17 protein-coding genes are annotated in these 23,010 nt (G+C 56.3%); 5 read left to right on the top strand and 12 right to left on the bottom strand.

Features of this window, described 5'->3' with window-relative positions; translation table 11 throughout:
* Window positions 1-759: 759 nt before the first annotated feature.
* Genes ACJ70B_RS21570 through ACJ70B_RS21560 form a run of 3 tightly spaced genes read right to left on the bottom strand, consistent with a single transcriptional unit; the run spans window position 760 to window position 4,162 of the window.
* On the bottom strand, window positions 760-2,907 hold the full coding sequence (locus ACJ70B_RS21570; RefSeq protein WP_408960742.1) for a type B DNA-directed DNA polymerase: 2,148 nt from the start codon (window positions 2,905-2,907) through the stop codon (window positions 760-762).
* Between the two features lie 2 nt (window positions 2,908-2,909).
* A complete protein-coding gene (locus tag ACJ70B_RS21565) occupies window positions 2,910-3,215 on the bottom strand; it encodes a hypothetical protein (RefSeq protein ID WP_408960741.1) in 306 nt (101 codons plus the stop codon).
* A gap of 2 nt (window positions 3,216-3,217) precedes the next feature.
* Window positions 3,218-4,162 carry a hypothetical protein gene (locus ACJ70B_RS21560; RefSeq protein ID WP_408960740.1) on the bottom strand — a complete coding sequence of 315 codons (945 nt, stop codon included), beginning with the start codon at window positions 4,160-4,162 and terminating at the stop codon, window positions 3,218-3,220.
* A gap of 1,019 nt (window positions 4,163-5,181) precedes the next feature.
* Between ACJ70B_RS21560 and ACJ70B_RS21555 the strand changes: the two genes are divergently transcribed.
* The 3 genes from ACJ70B_RS21555 to ACJ70B_RS21545 all read left to right on the top strand — a co-directional run bounded on the left by ACJ70B_RS21555 (window position 5,182) and on the right by ACJ70B_RS21545 (window position 7,614).
* Window positions 5,182-6,015: a GIY-YIG nuclease family protein gene (locus ACJ70B_RS21555; protein ID WP_408960739.1), complete on the top strand. Its 834-nt coding sequence runs from the start codon at window positions 5,182-5,184 to the stop codon at window positions 6,013-6,015.
* The gene (locus ACJ70B_RS21550; protein WP_408960738.1) at window positions 6,012-6,698 is read left to right on the top strand and encodes a hypothetical protein; all 687 of its coding nucleotides are present in this window, start codon (window positions 6,012-6,014) and stop codon (window positions 6,696-6,698) included. Before ACJ70B_RS21555 ends, ACJ70B_RS21550 begins: the two co-directional genes overlap by 4 nt.
* Window positions 6,699-6,927: 229 nt before the next feature.
* Window positions 6,928-7,614, top strand: a complete 687-nt coding sequence (locus ACJ70B_RS21545; RefSeq protein WP_408960737.1) for an SOS response-associated peptidase — start codon at window positions 6,928-6,930, stop codon at window positions 7,612-7,614.
* Window positions 7,615-7,632: 18 nt separating this feature from the next.
* Here the strand turns inward: ACJ70B_RS21545 and ACJ70B_RS21540 are convergent, their stop codons facing one another.
* The gene (locus ACJ70B_RS21540) at window positions 7,633-8,661 is read right to left on the bottom strand and encodes a Cdc6/Cdc18 family protein (RefSeq protein ID WP_408960736.1); all 1,029 of its coding nucleotides are present in this window, start codon (window positions 8,659-8,661) and stop codon (window positions 7,633-7,635) included.
* Window positions 8,662-8,975: 314 nt separating this feature from the next.
* Between ACJ70B_RS21540 and ACJ70B_RS21535 the strand changes: the two genes are divergently transcribed.
* A complete protein-coding gene (locus tag ACJ70B_RS21535) occupies window positions 8,976-9,521 on the top strand; it encodes a hypothetical protein (RefSeq protein ID WP_408960735.1) in 546 nt (181 codons plus the stop codon).
* Window positions 9,522-9,726: 205 nt separating this feature from the next.
* Window positions 9,727-10,755: a hypothetical protein gene (locus ACJ70B_RS21530; RefSeq protein ID WP_408960734.1), complete on the top strand. Its 1,029-nt coding sequence runs from the start codon at window positions 9,727-9,729 to the stop codon at window positions 10,753-10,755.
* A 17-nt stretch (window positions 10,756-10,772) separates the two neighbouring features.
* Here ACJ70B_RS21530 and ACJ70B_RS21525 read toward each other — a convergent pair whose 3' ends face one another.
* The 8 genes from ACJ70B_RS21525 to ACJ70B_RS21490 all read right to left on the bottom strand — a co-directional run bounded on the left by ACJ70B_RS21525 (window position 10,773) and on the right by ACJ70B_RS21490 (window position 23,010).
* Entirely contained in the window at window positions 10,773-11,168 is a 396-nt protein-coding gene (locus ACJ70B_RS21525; RefSeq protein ID WP_408960733.1) for a hypothetical protein, read from the bottom strand.
* Window positions 11,169-11,492: 324 nt separating this feature from the next.
* The gene (locus ACJ70B_RS21520) at window positions 11,493-11,933 is read right to left on the bottom strand and encodes a hypothetical protein (RefSeq protein ID WP_408960817.1); all 441 of its coding nucleotides are present in this window, start codon (window positions 11,931-11,933) and stop codon (window positions 11,493-11,495) included.
* Between the two features lie 14 nt (window positions 11,934-11,947).
* Window positions 11,948-12,859: a ParA family protein gene (locus ACJ70B_RS21515; protein ID WP_408960732.1), complete on the bottom strand. Its 912-nt coding sequence runs from the start codon at window positions 12,857-12,859 to the stop codon at window positions 11,948-11,950.
* 446 nt (window positions 12,860-13,305) lie between these two features.
* Entirely contained in the window at window positions 13,306-14,613 is a 1,308-nt protein-coding gene (locus ACJ70B_RS21510; protein ID WP_408960731.1) for a tyrosine-type recombinase/integrase, read from the bottom strand.
* 330 nt (window positions 14,614-14,943) lie between these two features.
* Window positions 14,944-18,417 (bottom strand): AAA family ATPase, encoded by a 3,474-nt coding sequence (locus ACJ70B_RS21505; RefSeq protein ID WP_408960730.1) that lies wholly within the window; start codon window positions 18,415-18,417, stop codon window positions 14,944-14,946.
* The gene (locus tag ACJ70B_RS21500) at window positions 18,414-19,718 is read right to left on the bottom strand and encodes an exonuclease SbcCD subunit D (RefSeq protein ID WP_408960729.1); all 1,305 of its coding nucleotides are present in this window, start codon (window positions 19,716-19,718) and stop codon (window positions 18,414-18,416) included. The genes ACJ70B_RS21505 and ACJ70B_RS21500 overlap by 4 nt, the downstream gene beginning before the upstream one ends.
* Window positions 19,719-19,985: 267 nt before the next feature.
* Window positions 19,986-20,477: a hypothetical protein gene (locus ACJ70B_RS21495; RefSeq protein WP_408960728.1), complete on the bottom strand. Its 492-nt coding sequence runs from the start codon at window positions 20,475-20,477 to the stop codon at window positions 19,986-19,988.
* Window positions 20,443-23,010 carry a DEAD/DEAH box helicase gene (locus tag ACJ70B_RS21490; protein ID WP_408960727.1) on the bottom strand — a complete coding sequence of 856 codons (2,568 nt, stop codon included), beginning with the start codon at window positions 23,008-23,010 and terminating at the stop codon, window positions 20,443-20,445. The genes ACJ70B_RS21495 and ACJ70B_RS21490 overlap by 35 nt, the downstream gene beginning before the upstream one ends.

Here is a 23,010-nt window from a genome sequence, read left to right as displayed (position 1 = left end):
AAACAGCGGAAAATCGATAGGTGACGCCGTCATACAGGAGGATACCCGATTCAGAGTGAGCTATCTTCAAATCCGTGTTCTGTGGAGACTTCACTCCCCTGGTTCGGAGTGAGCTACATCGCAGAACGAGTGGATTGCCAGTAGCTCGAATAATCAGCGAGTCCAGATCAACCCCCCTCGTTCGGAATGAGGTAGGATGAGTTGGTCCATCAGCCAAGAATCGAGGACGCTACAGAGACCCCCCTGATTCGGAATGAGTTGTCCACCGAACTAATAGGCGATATTGATGCCAGCCCAATTAGGATAGATCCGGATTGGAGCTAGAGGGACACACCCCCCTGATTCGGAATGAGATACCGTGAAACTGGCCGTATGGACGAGATCTTCCAACAATCTACTAGGCGTACCCTAACTAGGGCAAGATAATTTCCCAAATCGCTAGATGGCGTAGACTTTCGCGGATCACTTGTCTAGTTACAACCCTAGCTTTATTACCTAGTTGCGCTAAAAGCTCTCCAAGTAGAATACGCCACTAGTTAGAAGTATTCTTGAATACGCCTAACAATGGAAGTACAGCTATTCTATCCTTCGAATTGAAGCAGTAGACCATACGTCGAGCGCGTATACCCAACGAATCCATTACTACAACCTTCTCATCGGGTGGAACCACGGCCTCTAATCAGGTGGTATGGTGGGTATAATCTCATTCCGAACGAGGGGGGTGTGTGATCCTGCTCGTATTTTGTCGTAATCGAATGGTCAGAACGAGGTGATCTTAGTCGTTCGTGTCTTTGCCAACCTTCGTCGAATATCCGACCGATCCCATCCCAGAGGTGAGATAATACTCTCGACAGCTCGTACCAGCTGCGTCTCGTAGTACGATGGATCATACTGGTCCGTCTCTTCGTGAGCAAGGGCGACACGCTCTCGTGATGCTTTCTCGTCGTCGACGACCACGTACTCGACATCTTGTCCGGGATGGACAGCGAGGTCCTGGTCGCGAGCACGCTCGAGTGCCGCCACGTTCTGGGTGTACTGCGTGTACGCCTCGACGGGCTTGGAAACACGGTTCCGTTCGACAAGTCGGTCAGGATCGACGTCGCCAGCGTGAAGCTCCGAAATAGCCCGTTTCAACCGATTGATAACCGCATCCGGAGAGTGCGTTCGTCCGATAATCTCGAGACAGTCGCGCTGGACGTCTTCGATGAACTCGGGCGTCGAGCGTTGCCGGGCTTCGATGCCGCGTATCTTGAACTCATCCTCGCCCGCAACCTTCCCGAAATATTTCGTCAACGCGCCGGCGTCGCTCTCGCGCTGGGGCACGAACGCTACCCACTCGTACTCGGCTTCATATTCGAGACGGATCTCGACGGTGTCAGTGATTTCAGCGGCCAACGACTCCAGTGATTCTCGTTCGCCGTCGGCAACGTCTGGATCTGGCGTCACCCAGATGGAGTCGACGATCCCGTGGATGACGCGCCAGCCGCCAGCTTCCAGCCGCTGCTTCGCCGTCAACAGAATCTCGCGAGCGAACGCGTTGATTGCCTCGTGGCACTCGATGCGGCCAAACTTCGCGTTGCTGAACCCTTGATAGCCGAAGCAGGCGACGAGAATCCACTTCAGCGCTCCTGACCGCCCCTCGAGCTCCGCGAGTCGGTCTTCGTTGGGATCGTCCCGCTGGTTTTCGCGACGGATGGCCGCCTTGATCTCATCGCGGGCGTCGATGATCGGCTGCAGGACGTCGACGAGGTAGCCGCAGTCGTCGCAGATCGAGTATCCGAGCCCAGGAACGTCGTCGCGGTCGCTGTGGCAGTCACACCGGATGACGTCGGGTGAGACGTTCCGGGAACAGATGATGTTCGGATAGAGGCTCGAGAAGTCAAGTTCGTGGACGTTCTCGTGGAGGCCGACCTCGGGGGCGAAGATGAACCCGCCACGGTCGGCGTCGTGGAGCGTCCCCATTTGCTTGTAGAACTCGTGGCGCCAGGAGTTCCACGGGACGAGGACGCCGCGGTCGTGAGCCTCACAGATCTGGATCGCCGTGAGGACGTTCCCGATCGACGCCCACGCGAGCTCCTGGACAGGCTTCTTCGAGCGCGACACGAGGTCGAGGACGCCGTCGAGGTTCGTCTCCCCGTAGAAGAACGTGTTCGACTCGTCGATGATTGCTCGGCCGGGCACGTTGTACCGTGCCGGGGAGTGGCCGACGCGGCCGTAGCTTGAGTACGTCGACCGGCTCGCAAGCTGCTGGTAGTCGACGTCCGGCCGCCGACTCAGCGAAAAGTCGTCGACGCCGGCGTCCGTCGCCATCTCGTACAGAGTCGGGACGATCTCGCTCGTCGAGCAGACTAGAACGTCCGGATCGTGTGCTTCGAGCGCCCCCTGGACGGCGGTCAGGATATTCGTCGGCGAGCCGGTGACGGTGTCGCCGGCGACAGACAGTTCCCCATAGACGTCGTTGCTCGTTTCGGTCACCGGGACGCTGAGCCGGAGCGTCGACAGCTCGCTCGCCGGCGTCGGATCGGCGCCGGTCTCCAGATAGTACCGGAACTCTCGCGAGAAGTCGACGTTGAAACAGGCGAGATCCCCGACTGGATAGGCCGACAGCTGGCGCGCTTGCCGGGCGAGTGGGGCGACGCGGTCGATGTGGGCGACGTCGACCGCGAGAACGGTCTCCTCGTCTCGTCGAAAGCCCGGCCGTCGCGCAACCATCTCGGTCGCGACGACATCCGGGTGCTGGTCGTACACTGACTGGAGCGTCGTGAGGTCGAGGTCGGACGCTGGGTCGCGAGCGGCGACGTAGAAGCGTGGGGTGTAGTCATTGCGCTCGGTCGCGACGGCGCCGTCGGCGGTTGCCTCCCACTCCAGGACGCGGCCGTCGTCCAGAAAGTCGATACTGAATGGCATCGTCACGGGTTCGAGTCCGGTGGAGCGGCCTCCTGGTCATCGCTCGCTGTGACTGCGGCTTCGAGCTCCTCAAGGCGTTCCTCGTGGTCGTCGAGGCGGGCCTCCTGTTCGAGATCGATGCTGAACAGCGCCGGCAGCAGCGGGTTCTGGTGGTTCAACAGCCCACTCGCGTCGGCGTGCTCGCGGGCGTACTCGAACAGCCGGTCGAATCGCGGCTGGTCGCGACGCCGCAGTGCCCGGCGGAACTCTGACCAACGCTCTTCGATGGCCCGTAGCGCATCCCGGTATGTCGGGTTCGTACGCCCCATCGCTATCGGCCTCCTGTCCCGGTCGCAGTCCACGCATCGAGCAGGGGGTCCGCGGTGGCCGCCACCGTCTCACCGTCAGCTGTGACACCTGTCCCGACACCCTCCGGGGTCGGCGTCGACGGCGCCGGCGTCGTCGGTTCCACGCCGACCTGCGTGGCGCGTGCCGCGAGCAGCTGCCGCCAGTACGCGAATGTCGTCTGGTAGTACGCGCCGTCGTGGACGGGATAGACGAGCGTCTCGAAGTCCTCGCTGACGAGCCGTGGCCCCATTCGGGTCTGCTCGCACTCCAGATGATGGTCGGCGACCGTCGCAATTGGTTCGGTGAATTCGTTTCGTTCGTTTCGCGTAACGAGCACCGGAATGTCGTATCCCTCGGCGTAGGTCGCCAACCGGGCGAGAGTTCGAGCCTGAAGGGTTTCCGCGTGGGTTTCGCCGAGGGTATCGTCGGCGCAGTACTGGGCGTCGACGGCCGGCGCGACGATGAGGGCGGGCGTGTGGGGCGACGTGTCCTCGTCACGACCTGGCGCCCCTCGACCGGCTGCCCGAGCGTCGGCGGTGGACGTCTGGATCGACTTGTTCACTGCCGTCGGGAGATCACAGACGGCGCCGTAGTGCTGGTAGGCGGTGAATCCGCGTGCCACGTGGATTCGGTTGAGCAACCGTTGACTGGGCGCGATCTGAGCGAGTGTCGTCGTCGTCGCGTGTCCGTTTGCGTCGACCCAGAAGGCGGGCCCGTCGTGAAGGAGGAGATGGTCGAGCACGAGCGACTGCAGGATCGGGACGCCACGGGCTCCCTCGACGTCGAACAGCGTGATGCCGTCGTCAAGCTGTGGCAGCAGCATCTCGTCCGTAGGCGGATCGGCCTGGTCAGCAAGGGACCGATTGCGGTCAGCGCCCCGTGTCGGCTGGTCCACCGCCAATCGGTTCGACGTTGAGTGTTCTTCCATACTCGACTAGAGGTCTACATCCCCGATAAGCCGTAGCGTGTCGCTTCCGCGTTTCAGGGAACTCGACTTGATCCCCTCCAATCCTGGTACAGTCGCGAGTAGTCTCTATTTGGATCCCGTTTCCGAGAATAGTTCCTGAATCCAGCGTTCTCCGTGTTAACTAACATTCGGCCGTATTGACGGCGGCGTGTTGGTTAAACCTCCACAGCTGTAGTCTCAAGCCTGACTGCTCGAAATGTTAATGCTCAACGCCACGTTGGAAGAGGTGCTCTATGAGCTACCCACGAACCCACGTCGACCACCGAAACCCCGATCACCACGAGTCAACGCACCCAACTCGAAATATCGTGAACGCCCACGTTGTTGCCGGGGAATTCCTTACTTCACGGTACCACGATGCTCTTCAAACTGTTCTCCATCCCCTCGGCGAGTCTTTGGACACCAAAGACCAACATGCGCTCAACGACCTTGGAATCGTCCATGCTACTGGTTCCTTGAACGAGCTTTCCCCTATCGTTCGCACATACGTCAAACTCGACGAGTATTGGACACGCACCCATCGTACTGCGCTCAACGAACTATTCGCTGATAGACGTGCTCACGTCCTGAGTTGCTGTACACGGTTCCTTTCTGAGTTCTCTCGACACACACTCGAAGTCGAATCTGGCCGTTCCGGAACTGCGCTGGATACTACCCTTGCTCCACTCCTCGAAAGCGGATTTCTCTCTCACACAGATGATGAGAAAACGCCATATTCTGTTGATGAACACCACGCGCTATATCGACCGACTGAACGGCTCTTCGACGCACTTCTTGACCAAGCAGCTGTTCTCTGTGAGCTACTGCCCCCGACCGAGCTCTAATCGCACGATTCAGACCCTTTTCCGCTCTGTAGAAATCCTCTTGGTCACATACCATCTGCGGTGAAACAGCCGGTAAGTGAGCTTGCGTACCGACTTTCGTCAGGGCTAGACGCCTGATACACCCACCTATTATACAACTGTCTGCCAAGTCCGAGTATGGATATTTCCGAGCTCCCCGAGGAGTTCGACTTCGTAGACACACTAACATTGGAGCGGAATAAGGCAGGAGAGGTCGACCTCAAGATGCCGCAGCCTCGCTACAATAAATCCGACCAGACTCCACTTCACGAGTATGGGTGGGGACCGTTCTGCAAATTCTATGCCGACACCTCCAACTACAAGGACATCCCCGGAGTTTACATCTTCACTGCGAACCACGAAGTCGTGTACATCGGGGAAACCGTAGACCTCCACCGCCGGATCCAGGCAGATTACTCCAATATCTCCCCGAGGAACTGTTTCAAAGGTGGTCAAGAGACAAACTGCCGAATCAACAACGCAATTCTCGAGGTCGTTCGTAATGGAGGTCAAGTTGGACTGTGGTTCACAGAGACGGAATCACGCGGACAAAAAGAGGCGGAGTTAATCGACGACCACGATCCGTCGTGGAACGAGCAACCTCCCACTACATTCCCCACAGAACAGACTACTACTGTCGGGTCTAATCCAAAGGGACAGCGGGATACGACCAAGTCCACCTCGACACAACAACCCATACAGGACATATCTACGAGTAACTTGGAATACGCTAGACACGGCAAATACGGGCCACTCTATGACTATCTTGAGGAAACAGAGGAACATACGCTTCACTTCGCATTCGAGGAGATCGAGGAAATCCTAGAGGCACCGTTACCGAACTCCGCCTACGAACACGAAGTCTGGTGGAACCCAGCTGGTCACACTCACGCTAAGGGGTGGGCGGATCTCGGATGGAGTGCAGACCCAAGTCTTGATTCTCAAACGGTCGTCTTCAGTATAGTAAAATGAAGCTTAAGCAAGACACTCTTAACGAGATTGCAGGAAAGTTCGTGGATGCCGGCGTCACAGAACGCCATGTCGAACGAGAGCGGTCTCTCTACACGGACGTATATGGGATCGATCCGGAAAGCCCAGAAGAGGATGTCCAGATGCTGTTCGACATCGCCATCCAGAATCGTGCTTGGTCACTCTCCCCGAGCGAGTACCGGGCACTCTCGGAAGATTTCGACCCGGGAGAATTCCTCAGTTGTAACTCACGGAAAGAGGCCTTCAACAATATCCGCGAAATAGACGACCTAGGCCCGAAAATCGCCAACGAACTGCTCCGGAAGGCTGTCCATGTACTCCAAATCAACGAGGGCTGGGAGAAAGATCTCCACGTCCCGCTCGATACCCACGTAATCAAGGCGTTGGTCAAAACCAAGGCAATCGACCTAGAGGGAGAGGGTTGGGAAGACGATCTCAATAAGGACCCTCAGCGTGTCGTGAATATGGATCCTGACGCGAACCCACGGAAGTTAGTGGGGTACACAGAACTCCAAGACGGGTTTGCCGAGGCAGCATCTCAGTACGACCTTCCTCGAATCACTTTCGACGAGCTCTGGGTTGAACACTCTCGTTTAATCTCAAATCCCCTGTTGCAATCAGAGAGCACACTATCAGAATTAATCCCCCCAAGATTCGAGTTCTAAGAGCGATTGCCATACTTCCCTCACTCGAAGAGCTAGACGCACTCTATCCCAGTGGCACCAAAGAATCAAGTTACAAGATTGTAATAATTTGACATAGATGAAGGTAGTGGTCTTTTCCTACTCTGTACTTACCGATCATCCCCAAATCTACCATCAAACGAGGGAGCAACGGAACCAGCCGTTTACATTTCCGGATACGTTGAAGACTCTCCCGGCCGAATCCGGATGTATGTGTGGCCGAAACTCCCTCTTCATCGACCAGACCGACCTCGAGGCTCGCTTCGACGCCGAGGTCGTCGCTGACGGCGGGTATACACCCCGATACAACATTGCACCCGGCGACGACCTCCACATCATCACGAACGAGGCTTCCGACGAGATCGACGCCTACCACTGGGGGCTGATTCCGTTCTGGGCGGACGAGCCCGAGGAGGGCATCATCAACGCTCGCTCCGAGACTGGCGACGAGAAACGCGTCTTCGAGCGGGCGTGGGAATCCCGCCCCTGTTTGGTCCTCTCGTCGGGGTTCTACGAGTGGAAATCGCCGAATGGTGGTTCGAAACAGCCCTACCGGATTCACCGTGGGGGCGACCCCGCGTTCGCGATGGCCGGACTCTGGGACGTCTGGGAGGGCGACGATGAGACGATCTCGTGCGTGACGATTCTCACGACGGAGCCAAACGACTTGATGAACTCCATCCACGACCGGATGCCGGTTGTCCTCCCGCAGGACGCTGAGTCCGACTGGCTCGCCGCAGACCCGGACACTCGCAAGGAACTGTGCCAGCCGTATCCGAAGGACGATTTGGACGCCTACGAGATTTCGACGCGGGTCAACAACCCCGGCAACGACGATCCTCAGGTCATCGAGCCGCTGGACCACGAGCAATCGGGCCTCGGCGAGTTCAGTTCGTGATAGGTGACGGCGTCACGGTCACTGCATCGGCGACGCAGCTGCCGAATCGACGAGCGAGTACTCTCGATCCCGACTCGTCCCCTCCGCCTCGAGGAGGTTGTACTGCTCCATCTTCGATAGGTACGTGCGGATAGTCCGTTTCGTCCGTGGGTCATCGACCTCTTCGGAATAGCGCTCGTGGATCTCACTCGGCCCGACCGGGCCGTGCTCGCGCACGATGTCGTAGACGACGCGCTGGTGCGGCGTGAGTGAATCGAGGCTCTTCTGCTTGATCTGGGCTCGGGCATCCTCGGCAGCGTTCAGGAGAATGTCGTCGGTGATGCGCTCGTGGTTCTCACGATCCGCCTTGCCGGCGGCCGTTCGGAGGATACCGATTGCGAGGCGGGCATCGCCGGCGGCCGCGTCGGCGATCCGGTAGAGCTGGTCGTCGGTGATGACGTCCTCGTCGAGCCCCCACTTCGCGCGAGCACTTAGGATGTCGTACAGCTGCTCATCGTGGTACTTGTCCATCCGGACGTGTTCACTCGAACGGAGCCGACTCACAAGCCGGTCGTCGACGCGGCTGAACAGCTCCTCTTCCTTGTTCGCGATGCAGATGATCGCGAACTGCGGGAGGCTGTGGAGATCGTAGATGACGCTGGGGTCTTCGAGTTGGTCGACCTCATCGAGGATGACGACGGTTCGCGGGCCGTTATGCTGTTGGAGGCGGTCGACGAGTTCGTCATGCGGTGTCGACTGCCGGTGGATGTCGATGGTTGCGCCGAGATCGTCGAGGATCTGGTAAAGCGTGCGGAACCGAGTGTAGTTGCGCCAGCAGTTGACGTAGATGGCCTCGACGTCGAGGACCTCTTCACGCAGCCGTTCCGTGACGAATTTCGAGATGCACGTCTTCCCCGTCCCGCTGGGTCCGGTGACGATAGCTGTGTCGGCTGGTTCTCCGTTCGTGATGGGCTCGAGAACGCTGGAAAGGTGGTTGACTTCGGCGTCGCGATGCTCTACTTCCCGAGGGACAAACCCAGCGCGGAGAACGCGAGCATCGCGGATCATCTGTGGTTGAGGAAATCCTTCTGTGGCAGGATATATAAGCGTATTTGGGTTGTTTCAGGAAAGCATATTCCTACAGCTCATCAGTATCGATTTACCTCTCTGCGCGGCTTTTTCTGCTCTAATCCGAATTCAGCTTTCCGGAAGTCCTAGGAAAACGTGGCTTCTGCTACCTATTCAGATTAACCAACAAATTGTCGTATGGCTCACTCTGTTGGTTAACTTTGACACTTTCGACTCACGCTAGTTTCAATAGTTTCCCCTTTGGGATGTTACTACCCGAATAATTTATTAGCTATGTCTTGTATGTAGTACGTATGCTCGCAGTTCCCGATTGGCTCAAATGGAACTACAGCCTTGCCCCACGACATACGATCTTCGTAGTGGGTGTACTATTCGTGACAATCGGATACTGGCGACTTCTCCCAGAGAGGGGATTTGATTCGATCACTACGTCACTGCTCGTGGTCGGTGCGCTTGGAACGCTCGGCGCAGCGATTCGCTGTTCGATGCAGGAACGTATGACGTTATTCGCGTGGAGCGTTCTAACCCTAGTAGCTGCCTTTCTTGGAGGAGTTGAGCTCCTGCTCATCTACGAGAAAACGTCAATGGCGAATATGAGTGCAACACACCTTGAAGCGGCGGTAATGTACACTCTCGCCACTGCTGCCTTTGTCGTCGCGATTGAGCTGTTCCTCGCCATCGTCGGTCGGATTCTTCGACAGTCACTTTCCTCTCGTTGGGGTGGAGGCGGCTCTGGTTCGACACCCGAAGAGCGAATTCTAACTGAATCCGAACTTCAAGAAGGGGGATTCAACGATAGCTCTGACCTCAAACGAATTTTCGGTCAGTTCTTGATATAGAATGCGTCGACGAGGCCGATCGAGGAGTCCGAAACCCGGTAACTGGCGTCTAATGCTTACTTTTCTCGCGCTATTCGTCGTTCTGATTGGGCTATCTCTTTATCTCGGAGTGATCGCATGGTTTGGGAATTTTGTCCATGATCTGTTCTCGGGTGCTGCTGTGTAGTCCACACCAGACCTAGCTAACCAAACAAGCTACCGACAAATGAATCGAAGAACGTACCTCAAATCAGCCGCATCAATTACCGCTGCAACCGCTAGTTTTCCCGCTGTCTCTGCTGCGAGCCGTCCTCACGAGTTTATTGATGAGTTTGGGGTTGCTGTCGTAGACTTCTTCAACGACGACTGGGACAGGGAAGATCTCGAGGATGAGGTCGGGGAAGCCGTCGATTTCGTTTGTTACGCATATGGAAAGCTTGCTGATCATGACGAGGAAGACGTCTCTGAAGAATCTGGATTTTTGAGCCGGCTAGAACAAATTAGCATGGCGAACCTCGAACAGAATCCGGAGGCGTACAACTGGCTTCTTGAATGTCTCCATGATATCGTCTACTTCGTTAGCAAGCTTGACGTCTTTGCTGATGCCGTAGCTGACGAGCTGGAGAGGTTCGTCGAAGGGGCACGGACCATCACGAAATACATCCCGCTGATTGGAAGCATCAAGAGTGTCCTTGACGCTGGTTGTTCGATTCACCAAACTATTGAGCGTGGTGAGGAGGTTGCTGAAAGCGCATATGTGAACTTCTTCAAGTGCGTCGCTCTAACAGTGGTCGAAGTCGTTCTTCTCATCACCGGCGTTGGAGCTTCGTACCGGGTTGCATTTGGCGCTACTGGGTGGGTGAATCGGCAGTTCATCAACGTTGTTGGACGGTCTATCGGCTGGGAGGCGTATGCCTGGGTATTGAGTCAGATCCACTGGGGAATCAGAGTAGCCTTCGCTGAAGGGTCAGGTTTTGCCATTGACCGCACTGTTGAGGAGGTGAGTACACTTGTCGTCTCTGACGCGCAGACGGTGGACGTCGTCTTGGATGAAGAGGAAACGAAGCAATGGGTTCAGAATGATGTGGAGGAGATCGTTGCCCATGTTGCTAGCAATGAGGTCGACTATATGCTCTGGGAGCTTGATCAGGAGATCGATCAGATGCAGGAAGACGCCCTCAGAAGGGCGGAGAGACGACAGGAACGATTTCTACGATCAGTGAACGACTTTGTTGAAGGCCTACCTCTAATATAGGCTAACATCCGATGGGATCATTCCTCACTTTCGAGTTCCTCCTCGGCAATTTCGAGTAGCTTCTGAAGTCGCTCGTTGAAGTCGTCCTCGAACTCTGTGTGGAGTGATTCGTCGTACATCCGTAGCGTACGAGAAAGGCCGATGGCAGCCAGCCAGTCGCGGAATTGGTTACTATTCATGTCTTCAACTGGCGTGTCCAACGCGGAGGAGCTGGAACCAGCCGCCCAGAGCTGAAGCAGATCTAACTCCTTCACCATCGCCAGACGGGCGAAATCTGCGAAGGCGGCACTCACTTCTCGCGATAATTGGGTGTACGACACTGAGTCTCTGACTAGCTCTTCCTCTCCGTTCAGTAGGTTGTTGACGTACGAGAGTGAGCGCAACGAGAGGAACCCCTCACGATCGACGGTCATCGGAGGATCCTTCTCTGACTCTGCAGTCTCAGAAAGCGCCTGACCACATGATCCACAGTAGTGATGAATATCTTTGACTCGGTCTCCGCAATTCGGGCAGTAGGGCATACAGACTACTGCGACTCGCGACTACACAGACTTTGCTAAGGGTATCATTCAAGTACGGACCATCGATGGGGCTCGATCTGACCTCCCCCGCCAATGCTGGATAATATAGTGAGTGACGATATATTGTCTTCAAAAGGGGGAGGTGGTTCGATACTGGGAACCTCATATCGTTGCCTGGACAACCTCACAACCTTTGCGATTCAGTGAATCACTGATTCACTGATCGACGTCTTGCTTGGCGAGCTCGCGAATCTTCTCCTTCGTTTCCTCCTGGTGCTCGCCGAACGCCACCTCGAAAACACCGCGGTAGAAGTGCTTGTTTTTCTCCAGCGTGATGTCCTCGCGTTTGAGTTGCTTTTTCAGGCGAGTGAACGTTATCTCGATGTCCTCGCTTTGCTCCGGTTCAACGTATATCGTGGCTGAATCCCAATCTTCGCGGATGTTCAGCGGTTCGTCATCTGTCTCTCCTGCTTCACTGGTAGACGAATCAGTATCGGTCGTGGATGTGGTTCTCTGCTGAGCTGACCGATCTTCGGTTGCCGTCGCAGTATCGCTACTCTGTTCTTCTGATTCTTCCGGCGTCTCTGTGGTCTCACTATCTGCGACCGCGTCTTCCTCTTCCACCTCGTCGGAGGGGTCCTCGAACCGCTCGTCCATTCCCCGGGGCATTCTTACGCCTCCACCTGCGTTTTGTCGAACGCTCGTTCCATCGTCTCCGCAACCTCCAGAAAGAGGTCGCGCTCTACTTGCTGGTCGTTCGCGTCTTCCCACCCGAAAATATCTCGTCCGTTGTCCCACGCACGCTGGATCGCTACTCGCATCGGGAGTTTGAAAATCGGTGCCATCGACGCGAAGGACTCGTCGAAGGAGTTGAGGAATTTCTGTGACTGACCGTCGTCCCGGTACATATTCGCCAGGAGTCCGACGATTGCGATCTCGATCTGCTGGTTGTCCTCGATGGACTCCAGCTGGTCCCATAGGTCGTCAAGTGCATCCCGTGATGTTGCTTGGGTCTGTGCAGCCAGGAAGACGTTTTGAGCCGCGATGAAGGCCGCGTCCGTCAGGACTGAGAGGTCAGGAGGGCAATCGACTACGATAAAATCGTAGTTGTATCCGTCGTCAACCATCTCTTCGAGGGCGAGTTTCAGTGAGAGGCGGGCATTCGCATCGTCCATCCAATCTCGAGCAAGGCCCATGTCCTTATGACTGGGAATCAGATCGAAGTTCAGATGGTCGTACTCGTCGGCTTCGATCACGATTTCTGAAAGACTAGTATCGTGTGTGCGCGGATTGTCGACGAGTACGTCGAGCAGGTTCTCGTCATCGGTGACTAGTGTGTTGGGGAGTTCGTTCTTCGGGCTTGATGAATCGTTGTCGTCGCCTGGACCAAGTCCAAGCCCTTTCGTCATGTCGGCTTGTGGGTCCATATCGATTGCAAGAACATCGTGGTCGCGAGTGGCCAGCGCCGCGGCACTGTTGATCGTCGCCGTTGTTTTTCCTGTCCCGCCTTTTTGGTTGCCGAAGGCGATCGTGGGGATGCCAGTCGATGGGGTGACGCCCCATCCACGAGGTGTCTCAGCCATGGTTCGATCATTGAATCAATGACTCATAAATCCATGTCAGACACTCAGTTGTATCTCTCTCAATGCGATTCTGCCGAATATCGTCGTTTGATGGGCTGAGGGACGCAATCGCCTCTCTTTGAGTGCTATCTTTGAATCATTGTTTCAATGAGTCACGAAATCAGTACTTCACTGATTCACTGATTCAATGGCCTCGCGATGCGAGTCTCGTGTTCCTGAGTCCTCAATTCAATACTTCAGGTACTCACTGATTCAGTGACTCAATGAATCTATGAGTCAGGGACTCCATGCCCTCCATGACGCTAAGCAACTCAGTGAATCATGGACTCTTTGATCTCCTACTCCCAGCATTCAATACTTCATGGAATCTGTGACTCAGTGATTCATTGAGTTAATTATCAACCGAAGAAAGACAACTGGGATGACTTGACAGATGGCGATTGATGTTACGTTCTCTCTCCGAAGGCTGCGTTAAGTTGGTCTCGCATGAACTCTCGTCGGACTCGACGAGAACGCGAGTCAGACAGGTAATTTTGCATCACCACCCGAGGATCGCTACTACCCTGCTCTGCAGCGATTTCATCGACACCTTCGAGAACGCCTTCGAGGACTGCTGTATAGGTATCGTACCAGAATCGGCGACAGAGCTGTGGACTTGGTCGTTCACCCCCAATCCGCTTGGGGAGATCTGCTTCCAATGCAAGATTTTGGAACCAATTTCGGATTGTATCGCGGGTCACGTACGGTGTTTCTCCCTGTGAGGAGGGGAACAGGAATCCAGTCCACGTATCGTCTTCCGCTAGCTCGTCGATTCGGGAGTCGAGCACATCCATTCCGTACAAAAGTGATACTTCGCCGGGCCCGTTCTTGCGGTTCTCGAACGTGATGAAGGGGACGTCATCTTCGTGAACGTCACGCTGGAACTGCGAGATATGGAGTGCTGCGACCTCACTTGCTCGAAGTCCCCAGCCAGCTAATGCTACCACGAGCAGCTCTTCTCGCGTTGTCCCCGATGCCTGCATCAGTTTCCGAATATGATTCGCTGAAAGCGAAGGAGTCGGGGAATCTTCGACTTCCCACTTGAATTCGTCGTAGAGGCCGCTGGCAGGATTCATCGAGGCGACCCGCCGCCCGACCAGATGCTGATACCACGCGTCGACGACGCGCCGCACCCGCTGGAGAGTCTGGGCACTGTATTCCCGTTCTGCTCCCTCATTCAACCAATCAAATGCTGCATAGACCGCGTCAACGGCTTCGTAGGCTGGATTCTCTCGCTCCCGTTGAATCGGTGTGAGGAGGTCGTCCGTCCCGTTCGCCTCCTGGTAGGCACGTGCGTAGAGGTTCAGTCGCGTTCGCAGCGCGTCGACAGAAGACGACGCCAGACTGTACCGTGATTTTCGCCGGTTGAGGAACTGTTCGAGGGCGTCGATTGTTGTAGCATCCGATGTTGCCCATGTGTAGCCTTCTTCATTGTCCCCGAGCTCGAGATCCTCGTTCCAGAACTCTCCAAACGAGCGGTCGTGATGGCGACGGAGAGCGGCGAGGAACGACCGCGCATCGTGGTCTCGAAACCACTGGTGGGTAGGTTTCTCGCTTGTTGGATCGATACCCTCTGTTTCGAGGCAGGGCGCGATCTCGTCCCAGTACAGGTCCGTGAAGTCCTCGAGTGAATACGAGGTCCATCGGACTCCCTCGAATGATGGCACTCGCTCAACGTCGGTCTCGCTCTCCTGTTTGGCGTCCGATCGACTCATTGTAGTGGTCTCTGAGGGACTCGACTGTCTGAAACTGAATTGGTGCAAAACCTCGATAGAAGCCTAGTCGCGGCCCAGTATGGCGATTCTAAGAGCGGCATATTCGAGTTGTTCAGCGTTTTAGTCGGATTTGTTATTAGTTTGTGGGTTCGGCTGACCGGGAGAGTCTGCAAAACCCACGCCAATACCGGGAATAAAATACGCTATGGTAATAAACCATATACCGCAATACAATTTTCTTGGGTGATCTCTTGATTCTCGTCTTCATTGGGCCAGAGACTTCGGACCAGTAGCTAGCAAGGCACAAGTACCGAATTCAGCGAGAAAGAATCAGTTTTTGTTTATACGTGAAAGCAGGTTTTCAGTCCTGTCTTTGGCCTCATCTCGAGAGATACCTTCGTCGACGTAACGCTCGATGACACGAGCACGAATCTGGCCCTGATCCAGCGTCTCACGAAGTTCGATGTACCCGTTCTCTTCAAGATACGTCTCCAGCTCGTTCGCCTTACTGCTATAGAACCCGCTTATTTCGTTGTGCAAGGCCTCAACGATCTGCCTGCCATCGCCATTGACTGACTCAGCAAGTTCACTAACTTCGTCGATGAAGTTACTGCTTACGGCGCCAGAGGCTTCGAGAACCTCTCGATCAACGGGCTCGCCACGACCAACCTTCCAGGCGTCGACGAACTCGTTCAGTGCCGCGGCATTCTCTTCTACTACCGTTACCTGTTCGGAATCAACTGAGGAGAGGCCTCCGTTGCCCCACTGCAGCAGGTTATTCAGCTGCCCCCAGTGCTCGATCCCGAGCTCCAAGAGTTGATGAAGGGTTTCGACATCGTCGACTACGTACCACAGGTGCGCCGTCCCGACGCCACGGTGCGGATTGAACGAATCCACCTTGAGTTCGTCTCCATACGAGGAATGGTCGTGACCGTCGGGACTGGGGGACTTCGGAGTGGACGACTCGATAGAGTCCAGATCGGGGATGTGAACGGAGTCGTCGACATCGCGAACCGTTGCAAGGTCGATGATTTCGTGGTTGACGCTGTTCGTACTCTCTAGTGCAGCAGTCCACTTCGCCACTTCGTCGCCCTGTGCGGTGAAATAGAAGACCTGCCGACCGTTCCGGGCGAGTTCGATCGTCGACTCGATGATCGTCTTCGCCCTGCGGTCGTCGGTGTTGGCAAGCGTCTCGTCGAGGAGGAGTGGAATCCGAACGCCCTGTTCCTGCTGTTCCACGAAGGCGATTCGAACGGCGAGTAGGACCTGCACCCGAGTACCGCTCGAAAGCTCGTCGAGCGCGAGTCCCTTCTGTTTGGATTCGTCGAACGCACGGAACTCGGCTTCGGCCTCATCGAAGTCCAACCGATACCGGCCGCGAGTGATCGTCGTCAGGATTTCACGAGCACGCTCGAAGACGTCCGGGCGACTAGTCTCCATCGTCGCCTCCTGAACGTGATCCACCAGCACGTCGCCGACCATCGCACCACAGTCGTCCTCGAGTTGGTCTTTCAGATCATCGAGCGCCCGATCACGCTCCGCAAGCGCCGTTTCAACTTGGTCGTCGGACTTTGCCTGCCTGATTTCTGCCTTGATATCGGCAATCCGTGACTGCAGGTCGTCGAAATCCTCAGCAGTTCGTTCCGCCTCACGGAGGTCTTCTCTGAGGTCAGCAATCTCTTGCTTCTTGAGGTCCGGTTCGAAGCCCGGGTAGCTTTCGAGTTCTTCGGCTTCCGTGTTCGCCCGGATGTTGGCCTCTCGTACGTCCTCCGCAGCCGATTCGTATGCTTCGACCTGCTCACAGAGTTCCTCCAACCTATCGTGGTCATCGGAGTCGAGATCCAGAGCCGCAAAGATTTCGTCGCGTTCGTCCGCCAACGCACCTATCTTCTCGGTCGCTTCCTGAATCGTCTCGGTAGCTTGGTCGAGGTCCCGCTGTGCGGCTTCGCGCTGCTGTTCGCGGTTCTCGAGGTTTCGGATTGCCTCGGTCGCCTCACCAGACCTCTCGACATCGTCATAGCTGTAGGGATCGAGTTTCGCTTGGAGTTCTTCGCGGGCGGTCTCGATCTGGTCGTCGACGGTTTCGATGCTCTCTTGAATCCCCTCAACCTCGTCGTGGGCTTCCTGCCAGTCGAGCACTCGCTTGGAGATCACCGCGAGTTCGACATCAGACGTATCTGGCGCGGCGCCCAACTGGTCTTGGAGTTTGGCACGCGTTTCCTCCAGATCCTGCTCTTTCTGTTCGAGCGTGTCTGAATCCGTGGCCAGGCTATCGCGCCATTCGGACCGTCGCTCGGCCAGTTTGTGCGCTGCGATTGCGTCGTACAGTCCGATCAGACGAGACCGAACCTCGTCTTCGGTCCACCCCGCCGGCGGGTTCAGACCGGTTTTCTCGAACGACTTGCGATGCGGTTCCCGTGAATCCCCTCCGTCTTTGGACTGTGAACGAGCGCGCAGCCCATACCAGAAGATACCAGCGGCGACGAGCAGGATGGAGAACAGCAGTGGATGCACCAGCAGACCCAGCGCGATGCCCGTCGAGGCGAGAGAAACGGCCGAGAACACAGCGATTCGGAATGCCTCTGAACCGTCGTTCGACTCCGTAGGAACCGACGCAGCCAGCCATTCCTCCAGCGACTGACTCGCGCGTTGGAGCGTGGGTAAATCGGGCTCAGGGTGCTCACCGTCCTCCAGTAGTCGCTGGACGGCCTCCCGGGTTTCACGCTCGGACTGGAGTTCCTCGGCCTCTCGTGCGAACTTCGAGACGGTCTTCCACGTGACGGGTTCCAAGTCAACGAGGTCCCCGGTATCGACATCTAGGGGAATGTCATCTCGGGCAGTTTCTCGCTGCCGTTGGGCGTCAGCTAAGTCGCCCTGGAGATCGCGCTTCCTGTCCTCCGCAGAATCAAGGTCATCGCGAAGCTCTTTCAGATGGTCGATACGGCCTGTCGGGAGCCCCTCTTCAGGAAGGTCGGCCTCATCAAGCCGTTCTTGAGCGTCCGTTTTCGTTTCCTCGGCCTCGTCTTTTTTGTCGGTCCACTCGTCGATGTTATCTTCGAGGGATCGAACACGCTCGATTTCGTCTCCGTCGACCTGGTCTAAGATATCGGGGAACTCGTCGAGCCTCGATTCAGCCTGCTCCAGCTGGTTTCTCGCCTGTGCGTAGTCGATCGCCTGCTCGAGCAGTTCGGATCGCTCTTGTGCTTGACGCGCTGCCTCCAGTTCACCACGTAACCGGGAGAGTTCGTTCTGCTCTTGGCGTAGTTCGGAAACGTCGTTCCGCGCCTCACGTAACTCCTGAATCGCTCCCTTGGCGTTCTGGACGACATTCCTGTTGGCCCGACTCGGGGAATCCGAATACCCGAGCTCGTCGTATGCTGCAGAGAGATCGTAGCCACCAGCTGATTCTCGCTCGATTATCTCGGCGAACGATTCGTTGTTGTTGTCTCGCTGGAGTAGGTCGTGGAGGGAGAGACGGTAGCGGTCGCGTTGATCGGCTGGAGGAAGGCTCGGACCGTTCGCCTCTTGGCCGTCACGTTGGTAACTCGTGCGGCCATTGTCGACTTCGACTCGCCAGTCTTCACCGTTCAGTGAGAGCTGCCCTACGAGGGATGCACGCTCATCGGCGGTCTCGGGCCAGCAAAGCCATTCGAGCGACTCAGCGAGCGTCGTCTTTCCTGCCGCGTTCGGTCCATGAACGACATTGATGCCGGAGCACAGGTCGTCGACAGAGAAGCCACCAGTTTCGAACCCAGGAGCTTGGACGATCTGGATTTCCTCGAAGCAGATCGGGTCCCTGGTCATGCGTTACCTCCCTTTTGGCTGAGTAGGGTATCGAGCAGTACCCGTGCCTGCTGTTCGAGATGTTCGATAGCGTCAGTGCCGTCCGGATCCCCGAGTTCGGTTTCGCGTCGGAGCGGATTGTACGCATTCGCACTATGAGCCTGCCGCACCGCTGCTAACGAGTCATCGACCACGTTGCCGTAGGATTCGCGAGTATCACCGTTCTCGATTTCGAGCAGGAGGTTAGCGAGGTACGCAGCTGCATTGTCTCCTTCTGCAAGGTCTTCAAGATCGATTGCCGGACGAGTGTCGACGTCAACCGATTCGATTCGGACTGAAACCGATCCCTCCCGGAATCCGAGGTCACGCTCCATCGACCGATGCTGATCGACGAGCGTCGAGTGGGCATCCGTCCGACCGGTAAGATAAACCCGAACTAGACTGAGTTCCAACGATCTCGTGTCGAGTTCGGATCGAACGTGTTCCTTGATTTCCTCTGAAATTACGGAGGTTGCTTCTTGCGGGTCGTCTACCCCGGACACGTCGACCGAAACCTGGTCGTAGCGAACGGATGCTAGAGGGATCTGTTCAGCATGTACCTCTCCGTTTTTGGGTATCGTAATCGTCCACGGGCCGTGGGCCTGCTGTTCACCCGGATCGAGCGGTTGTGGCGATCCAGAGTACAAAGCCAGTGGACGCGAGTCGATCTGGATCCCCGGACTGTGAATATGACCGAGAAGCCAGGCATCTGCTGGGGTATCGCGGAGCTCGCTGGACAGAACCGGTGCGTATCGGCTTCCTCGTGAGTCGAGGTCGGCGTGAAGCACTCCGATCTGAGGCGCGTCATCGGTCTCCGGAAGCTCGTACTCCTCGAGCGGAGACTCGTAGACGTGTTCGGCCGAAAACGACCAGCCATCGAAATGGGCTACCGGCTCGCCGTCCTGTTCGAGCGTCCAGCGTTCCCACTGACCCTCTCTCCCGAGGAATTGGAGCGTGTCAGAATCGAGGTTATCAACCATATCAGGGAGGGCATCGAAGTCGTGATTCCCGGCAACCACGACGACTGGGATCCCTGCTTCGTCGAGTTGGGCAATTCCGTCTTCGAACGCTCCGTACGCCTCGAAATAGCGATTCTCCTGATCAACAATATCACCTGCAATCACGACCGCGTCAACATCCCGGTCGATTGCCTCTTGGACCGTCGACAGCCAGACGGCTTTCGGTGACAGCTCGGGACCATCCAGATCATCCGGGATCCGACTCGGGTGACGGCCGAGGTGAAGATCTCCCGTGTAAAGTAGTTCCAGAGCGTCCTCCATCATTGCGACTAACCAGTGAGCTAGAAGCACATATCACTGATAAATAAACTCTGTCAATTCGTATCGAAATGCCATGAAAAAGATGTCCTACCCCGTCGACAACTGATGGTCTATCAACATATTAACGGTCTACATTTTATCGAATATTTCAGTGTGGTGGTGATTTGCACCCTAATGACGAAGTCACCGAAGATACTGATTCTCAACGAGGTTCTGAGGGATTCTTTGATCGTATTCGATCCTTGTTGGACTGAAAACTCGCTTTATGAATCACCCGGAAGCCAATTCACGAGCACGTTCAAGTCGGTTAACGAGTTCGTCTTTCGGCGTCTCCCCTAAATCATTCATCGTTTCCACATACCGCTCTAATATGTCGACCTCATCGCCGAAGCGGTCGTCCTTCCGATAGACGATTGCCAAGTGCTTGTAGTACCACGGTGCCACAATAGCGTGGCCGTCGAGTTCGTATTCCCGCTGTGCTTGGTTCTCAGTAAAATCGATACACCACAAGAGCAACTCCTTGGCTTCCTCGTGACGACGTTCGCGTTTCAGATGCTTTATATCTTCAACAGCACCAGTGTAGTGATCGTACGGGTACTCGTCCGCTCGTTCAAAGTCCGGATGATGGTTCTCACGTGCTCGCTCACTCTTTTGATCTCCAACTCTACGAGCAGAATCCTTCTCATTTCCAAAGATCTTCTTGATTAGTGTTCTGAACATGGGATTCTTATGAGATTGAGGCAGGCGGTCGCTGTTCTTCAACAGGGTTCACTTCGCTATCCGTCTCTGGGAGGTGTTCGTTGAGGTCATCCTCCTCCTGATCACCGAGCAGATGCTCGAGGACATCCGCAGCTGCAGGAGAGTACAGCGGGCGGTTGTCGTTTCCGCAGCGGTCGTCCATCGTACAGGCGGGACACCCTTCGTCACGGCCGCACGAACAATCAACAATGAGGTCGTGGGCACGCCGGGCGACATCTTCGAAGTGTTCGTAAATCGAACGTGAGAACCCGAGACCGCCCTCGATACCGTCGTAGATGAACCAACCACTCTTCTCGGGATTTCCAGGAAGCCGATTCGTTGCGAGGCCACCGATGTCACCGCCATCGACTTTCAGCTCAAGTGGCGAGACGGCGATCATCGCGTGTTCGACGGCGTGAATCCCACCGAGGTACCCGTGAAGCCGCGGTGGGAGGTTGATGCATTCAGGATTGTGGTACTCCGAGTGCTTGTTGAGCATCGCCCGTTCGATGTCGTTGGGAGTCTCGGCCCAACACAGCTGGGTTCGCATTTCTAACGGAGGCACACCAGTTTCATTGCCCAGCTCGAGTACGTCCCCGCTTCCGATTTCTCGCTTGAGGTACGTGCTATAGTGGACAGATACCGTTCCATACCCCCAGTTGAGCGTGAACGACCCGACCTCGCGCGAGTCCTCGACGACCGTGTCATAAATATTGACTTGGCCTTGGGACTGAGTGTAATAGCTCACATTCGCTTTCTCGAGCGAGATGTACGGCTGTGGGATGTCCTCTCGGAGTTCGACGACCTGATACTGCTCGCCCTGGTGGAGAACAGTTGCTCCTTCGTGGTAGTCTCTGTAAGCCCGGTCACGGCCGATCGGTTGGTGGTCAATCGATCCATCGCCAGCTAGTCGGACGTCGAAGGTGTTTCCGCCGGAGGAGTACAGGCTGATCGCATCCTGTGGGCGGTCGCGATGGGCGTACATCACGCCGCTCTCGAGCGATCCTTCGAGGTCGCCCTTACGTCGGCCGTATTCCACGGCACGTTCCAGTCGTTCCTCGCCTCCGAAATCCTCTGCATCATCGCGTGTGAGGGGGAGTTCCTGCGCGGCGCAGTTGAGTTGCTGGAGGTACACGGGATTGTTGTCGAGGTCAACGACGGCGCTCTCGTGATCTTCTTCGAGGACGTACTCCGGGTGCTGGAGAATGTACTGGTCGAGCGTGGAGTGGCTCGGGACGAACACAGAGAGCGCATCTCGCGTTCCTCTGCCCGATCGACCGATTCGTTGCCAGAACGACTGGCGCGACCCCGGATAGCCCATGAGGACGGTCCCATCGACGCCGCCGATATTGATACCGACTTCCAGGGCACTTGTCGTTGAGACGCCGTCGAGGTGTCCTTCCTTGAGTTGGTACTCCGTCCCCCGACGGGACTGTTTGCCGTGTCCGGCATGGTAGGATGCGAGGTCCGGTCTTCCCTGATATCGGTTCTCCGGGTCGCTGATGAACCGCTTCGCACGGTTGACAGACAGTTCGGTGAGCTTCCGCGAGTCACAGAACAGGAGCGACTGAACGTTCTTCTGGCACATATGCGCCCACACTTCTGGGGCTTCGACCGTCGCAGGACGCTTCGACAGCGCCGGAGAGTCAATGTCGTCAGTGAGACCGTCGTCACCACTCATCGGGGGGTCCCAGAACACGAGGTGACGGATGCCTCGCGGTGATCCGTCTTCGTCGACGACTGCCGCGGGCTCACCAGTGAGTGCGAGAGCGTGTTCTGTGGGATTGCCAATCGTCGCCGTCGTGAGAACGTACTGTGGATCGCCACCGTAGTAATCGATGATCCGTTGGGCGCGTCGGAGGATCCAAGCGACGTGCATCCCGCCGAGGCCAGTCCACATGTGGGCTTCATCGATAACCACTAGCGAGCAGTTCGAGTGGAAGTCTGCCCACAGGTGGTGACTCTCCAGATACTGATTCAGCCCGACGAAGTTCGTGATTACGACGTTGCACTCATCGCGGATGCGAGACTTTTCCTCGCTCTTCGTGTCACCGTCGTAGACGCCGACACTGATATCCAGTCCAAGCGTGTTACGAAGGAACTCGTTGAGTTCTTGCTCCTGGTCGCGACTGAGCGCCTTCGTCGGATAGACGATAAGCGACCGCGTCTCCGGGTCTTCAAGGTATTGACGAGCGATGTGAAGACCGTAGACCAGCGTCTTCCCCGAGGATGTACTGGTCGCTACACACACGTTGTCACCGCGGTCGAGTACCTGGAGAGCATCTGCTTGGTGGCTCCACGGGTCGAATTCGAGGTTTCGAGCGATCTTGGGCGGAAGCACGTCCCCTGCTGGAACAGTCTCTTCCTCACGAGCGGGAATCTCGAAGTTCTCGTGAACCTGCCCGAAGTAGCGGTTATTCGGGTAGGTACTCTCGAGCTCCTCGCCGGTGAGTTGGAGGATGTCCGTCTCGATATCGATGTCACCGTTGTTGGTGTTGTCCTTCGGGTTGGTCGTGAGGTCTGTCTGGCTGTGGTCGGTATCGTGGTCGTCGTGCAT

Source organism: Natrinema sp. 74 (assembly GCF_046097095.1).
Classification (GTDB): domain Archaea; phylum Halobacteriota; class Halobacteria; order Halobacteriales; family Natrialbaceae; genus Natrinema.
The sequence above is the reverse complement of the archived record's forward strand: the minus strand, read 5'-3'. Positions and strand labels throughout refer to the sequence as shown.